Origin of the sequence: Hyphomicrobium sp. (genome assembly GCF_035572195.1) — a bacterium.
Taxonomy (GTDB): domain Bacteria; phylum Pseudomonadota; class Alphaproteobacteria; order Rhizobiales; family Hyphomicrobiaceae; genus Hyphomicrobium_B.
Genome location: NZ_DATNBA010000129.1, coordinates 1 through 4,804, shown reverse-complemented (window position 1 = coordinate 4,804; position 4,804 = coordinate 1). Strand labels below are relative to the sequence as shown.

The following is a 4,804-nucleotide window of genomic DNA, read 5'->3' as shown; positions in this document are numbered from 1 at the left end:
CCGATCGCGACGCGCATGCTGCTCGGGTTCGACAAGGGCGTTAGCGCCGAAGACGTGAAGATGACACCGGATAGTCGCGGATTTCTGACTTATTACTCCGTGAATGGCATCAATTACGATCCGCCGCCGCTGCCCAGCGTCGACGTATTGGAGGTGCCTTACCTCGGCACCGTCATGCTGCAAGCCGCGAGGCTACCGTTGCCGGAGTCCTATCAGGAGCGTCTTCGCCTTCTGTCGCTCTGCGACGGCCGCTACTACACATGCGCGAAAACTCATGAAATCCTCGCCTTTCATCGGCGGCTCATGGATTCCGGCCTCGTCGACGCACGCTAATCCGCGGTTAATAGTAGGAGACGAAGCGCCAGCCTCACCATTGCCGACGTTTGTCGCCTGTGGCACGCTCAATGGCGCAGCATAATCCTCGAAAAGCCCGCTCACTCGTAACGAAGCGGTCAAGGACACCGAGCAGTTGAATGGCGACCCAGTCCATGCGCGCCGCCTGCGGAATTCGGGTGGTGGCGAGTACTCTCGGCACCGGCGACGCCATTGCGGCAGCACGCGCTGAACTCGCCGGCGGCGTCTATCAGCACATCATCGTGTTCTTTTCGATCGAGCACGACCCGCAAGTCCTGCTCGACGCGCTGAAACGCAATTTCGCCGACACGCCGGTCTCCGGCTGCAGCACGTCCGGCGAGGTTGGCCCACTCGGCATGATGCAGGGTGGCATCGTGCTGATCGCGTTTCCCGAGTCCGGTTTTCGGGTCCTGAGCGAAATTATCCCCGAGATTGACAAAGCCGGCGTCGAACGCGCGTCCGAGATCGCCCGAAGACTCAGGATTCAGATGATCGGCGGCACCAGCCGTTCATCCCAGGAACACGTCTTCGCGCTCGTCCTCGCCGACGGCCTGTCGAATACCGAAGAGGCGCTGACCGCGGCGCTGCATTGGTCGCTGGACGATATCGAACTCGTCGGCGGCTCGGCAGGCGATGGACTGGCATTTCAGAACACGGTGCTTATCCATCGCGGCAATCTGGTCCGCCGCGGAGCGATCCTGTTCGTGATCGAGACCTCGTCGCCGTTTCGCGTCTTCAAGACGCAAAATTTCGAGCCTACACCAATCAAACTCGTCGTCACGGCGGCCGATACCGAAAACCGCATCGTCTACGAACTCAACGCCGAGCCCGCGGCGCGCGAATACGCCGCCGCGATCGGCTTGCTGCCCGATGATCTTGGGCCCTTCAGCTTCGCCTCCTATCCCCTCGTCGTGAAGGTCGGCGGCGACTATTATTGCCGCTCGATCCGCAACATGAATCCCGACGGAAGTCTGTCCTTCTTTTGTGCCATAGACGAAGGTCTAGTTTTAACGGTCGCCCGCGCGCGTGATATGCTGCGCTCGACGCAGGAAACACTCGAACAGATCGATTCCTCGCTCGGCGGGACCGATTTCGTGCTCGGTTTCGATTGCATCTTGCGCCGGCTCGACGCGGAAAGCCGGCAGGTGCGCCATAAGGTCGAGGAACTCTATCGTCGTTACGGCGTCGCGGGATTCCACACGTACGGCGAGCAATTCAACGCCATGCACTTGAACCAGACGCTTACCGGCATCGCATTCGCCACGTCGATCGAAAAGCCGGAACCGCCATGACCGATGACCGCCCTGCGGACCATCCGGATCTGGCAGACTTCGGACGGACCGTCGACAAGCTGAGAAAGATCAACGCGGCGCTGATGAAGCGCGTCGAGCGGTCGATGGATCAGCAGGCCAATGCCTTCTCGCTGTTTCAGACCGCGATCAGCCAGGAAGCGCAGATCAAGCTTCGGACCGACGAACTCAATCACGCGCTCTCGAAGCTCGCGCACACCAATGTCGAACTCAGCGCGGCGCGCGATGCGGCAGAGCGCGCCAATAGTTTCAAGACCCGCTTCTTTACGGCGGCCGGTCATGACCTCTTGCAACCGCTGCACGCAGCCCGGCTGACACTTTCGGAGCTGATGGAGGCGCAAGATAAACCCGACAACAGGCGATTGGCACAGAACATCTCGAACGCGCTGACGACCATCGAAGAACTGCTGACGAGTATTCTCGATATTTCAAAGCTCGAGGCCGGCGTTTTTGTCCCCAACTTCCAGACGGTGGCGCTCGGCGGCATCTTCGAGCACCTAGCCGGTAGCCTTGAACCGGTGACTCGGCGCAAGCGCCTCGACTTCCGCTGGCGGCCGACGCGGCTCGGCGTTCGCTCCGACCCGCTGATGCTGAGGCGCATGCTGCAGAACCTTTTGGCGAACGCCGCCCACTACACAGAGAGCGGCGGCCTGCTTTTGGCAGCGCGACGGCGCGGCGATCAGGTCGCAATCGAAGTCTGGGACACCGGGCCAGGCATTGCCTCGCAGGAGCGCCAGCACATCTTCGAGGAATTCCAGCGCGGCTCAGCGTCTCGGCACTCCGGCGGCACCGGTTTCGGTCTGGGTCTCGCGATCGTGCGGCGCATGTCGGAGGCGCTCGGTCACGAACTGACGCTTGAGTCGCGGGTCGGACGCGGCTCCCGGTTTTCCATCACGGCGCCCTATGCGGCGCCGACGACAAAGACCGAACCTAATGGCGCACCGCTGCGAAGCGAAAGGGCCGATCTCGTCGCCAAGCCTCTGATCGTCATCGATAACGATCTCGGGGTGCTCGAAGCCATGCAGGCCCTGCTGTCACGATGGGGCGCCGATGTCCGCCTGGCGCGCGATCTCGACGATGTCGCGGAAATTTTGTCCGACCCGGCGTTCGCACCGGCCATCATTCTTGCCGACTACCATCTCGACAGCGGCGTGCTGGGCATCGAGGCCGTCAAGCGCATTCGCCACAAGACCGGTTGCGATGTTCCGGCGATCCTGATCACGGCCGACCGCACCGAAGTCGCGGCGCGAGCGGCCATCGATTTCAAATGCGAGCTATTGCATAAGCCGATACGGCCCGCCGAACTTCGCGCCCTGATGCAACATCTGCTTGCGTGATCGCGGTTCAACCGCCCGTGTCGCCCCGAATCGTTTCGAAGTCGATCTTCTGCGCCTCGATCACGGCCTGGGTGCGCGACGTGACGTTGAGCTTGCGCAAAATTTCCGACACGTGGGCTTTAACGGTCGTCTCCTCAATCTGCAGTTCGTGCGCGATCTGCTTATTGAGAAGGCCCTGGCGCAGCATCCGAAGGACGCTTAACTGCTTCGGAGTCAGCGTCTTCAGCCGCTCGACCACTTCACCGCGTGCCTCCGATGCCGGCGGCAGCTCCGGCGGCCGGTAGCCCTTCGGCAACGTCAGCGATCCGTCCATCACGTCCTTCAGCGCGGCGGCAATCTCGGCACGACCGGCCGACTTCGAGATGAAGCCCGCCGCCCCATAGCGCATGACATCCTGAATGATGCGCGGATCTTCGAGAGCCGAGACGACGACGATCGGCAATTTTGGATGCCGCGTTCTCAGTTCCAGAAGTCCTTCGAAGCCGCGGGTTCCAGGTAGGGCGAGATCGAGCATTACGACGTCGAAGCGTGCGCGGCCGTTGAGCACGCTCTTTGCAGCCTCGATCGAAACCGCTTCACGCGTCTCGGTCCCGGGAAAGGCGCTGACGATGGCCCGTTGCAGCGCCTCGACGAAAAGCGGATGATCGTCAACGATCAGGACGTGCGCCGGGGCGGCCAAATTTTCCTCCACGAGGCTTGTATCGACGCCGATCCATGCTCTTCTGCTCAGCCGGCACATAACGGGTGTAGCCAGCCAGCGTATCTGTCATAGACCTCGAAACGACCCGAGGCCAAATTCAGATTTTGCTTGTGGTAGTCCGCGATCCAGTAAACACCACTCAACCGTGGTCGGTGCCTTCCTAGCAAGCCCGTACAAAACTTTCATTGAGTCCGACGGACACGCCTAAGCGTTAGCGTCAATCGACCGATGTGACGCAAACAATTTCTCTCGCACGTAGCGCTTGGCTGGCTTTTCAAAAAACTCGAACGATAGCACCGATAATAGCAGAAGAAGGATTGCAAAAGCAGCCACCTGCATAGCGGTCCCGCTGAAGATCGTATCGTTTTCGAGACCTAACCAATGGTGTTTCCGAAAAAGCAATAAAAGCGGAGCATGGATGAGATAAATCGAAAAGCTCAGATCGCCGGCGTAGGCAAGGGCGGAGGTTGAAAGTGTTTGAGCAAGCGCATTCTTTTCGATTGCGATGAGCACAATTATTGCGGGCATTGCCGCAATCACAACGAGAGTCGACCACAGCGACGGTTGTGTGAAGAGCAAGCCTCCAAGAACCACCAACGACAAGGTCGAAGCCAGAGAGATCATCCGACACTGATACGATCCACTAATGTGCAGCGGAAGATGCGCTTCATAAGCGAGATAGCCCGCGGTCAGCCCAAGCACGCATCGCAAAACGTTCATGTCTGCACGCAGGATCTGCGGCCCTAAGCCTGCCAAAACAAGAAAACAGGTCGCTAATACAAACCCCGCTGGCACAACGAGCCGACGAGAAGCGATGAAGTAGAAGAACAGAACGTTGGCGTAGACTTCGACACTGATCGACCACGAGGGCCAATTGAACTGATGCACTGTTGGAACGACACCGTTTACAAGCAGAACGTTTCGAATAAGGTCCTTCGAATCGATTTCGCCCCACCACTTGGGTGCGCAAAAACAAGCACACAAATTACCAAAGTTAGCCAATGAAGCGGTACGAGACGAGCTATGCGATTGACCGTAAACACGCGGAACGAGGGGGATGACGTAACGATGGAATGAGTCAGGACGAAGCCGGAAAGGCAAAA

General features: G+C 59.3%; 4 protein-coding genes and 1 pseudogene. 3 read left to right on the top strand and 2 right to left on the bottom strand.

Annotation, left to right across the window (positions count from 1 at the left end; genetic code table 11):
* From VN623_RS10730 to VN623_RS10720, 3 genes and pseudogenes are all read left to right on the top strand, one after another.
* Positions 1–333: pseudogene (locus tag VN623_RS10730) on the top strand (sulfatase); the annotation flags it as partial.
* Positions 334–473: 140 nt separating this feature from the next.
* Positions 474–1,646: an FIST N-terminal domain-containing protein gene (locus tag VN623_RS10725; RefSeq protein ID WP_325570910.1), complete on the top strand. Its 1,173-nt coding sequence runs from the start codon at positions 474–476 to the stop codon at positions 1,644–1,646.
* A complete protein-coding gene (locus tag VN623_RS10720; protein ID WP_325570908.1) occupies positions 1,643–3,001 on the top strand; it encodes a hybrid sensor histidine kinase/response regulator in 1,359 nt (452 codons plus the stop codon). Before VN623_RS10725 ends, VN623_RS10720 begins: the two co-directional genes overlap by 4 nt.
* A gap of 7 nt (positions 3,002–3,008) precedes the next feature.
* Here VN623_RS10720 and VN623_RS10715 read toward each other — a convergent pair whose 3' ends face one another.
* Together VN623_RS10715 and VN623_RS10710 are read right to left on the bottom strand one after the other, a co-directional pair.
* On the bottom strand, positions 3,009–3,680 hold the full coding sequence (locus VN623_RS10715) for a response regulator transcription factor (RefSeq protein WP_325570906.1): 672 nt from the start codon (positions 3,678–3,680) through the stop codon (positions 3,009–3,011).
* Between the two features lie 225 nt (positions 3,681–3,905).
* Positions 3,906–4,804, bottom strand: an 899-nt coding sequence (locus tag VN623_RS10710; protein WP_325570904.1) for an acyltransferase family protein, incomplete at its 5' end; no start/stop codon positions are given.

Coding starts and splice junctions, on each gene's coding strand:
- VN623_RS10725 (WP_325570910.1), top strand. CDS start 474: ATGGCGACCCAGTCCATGCGCGCCGCCTGCGGAATTCGGGTGGTGGCG.
- VN623_RS10720 (WP_325570908.1), top strand. CDS start 1,643: ATGACCGATGACCGCCCTGCGGACCATCCGGATCTGGCAGACTTCGGA.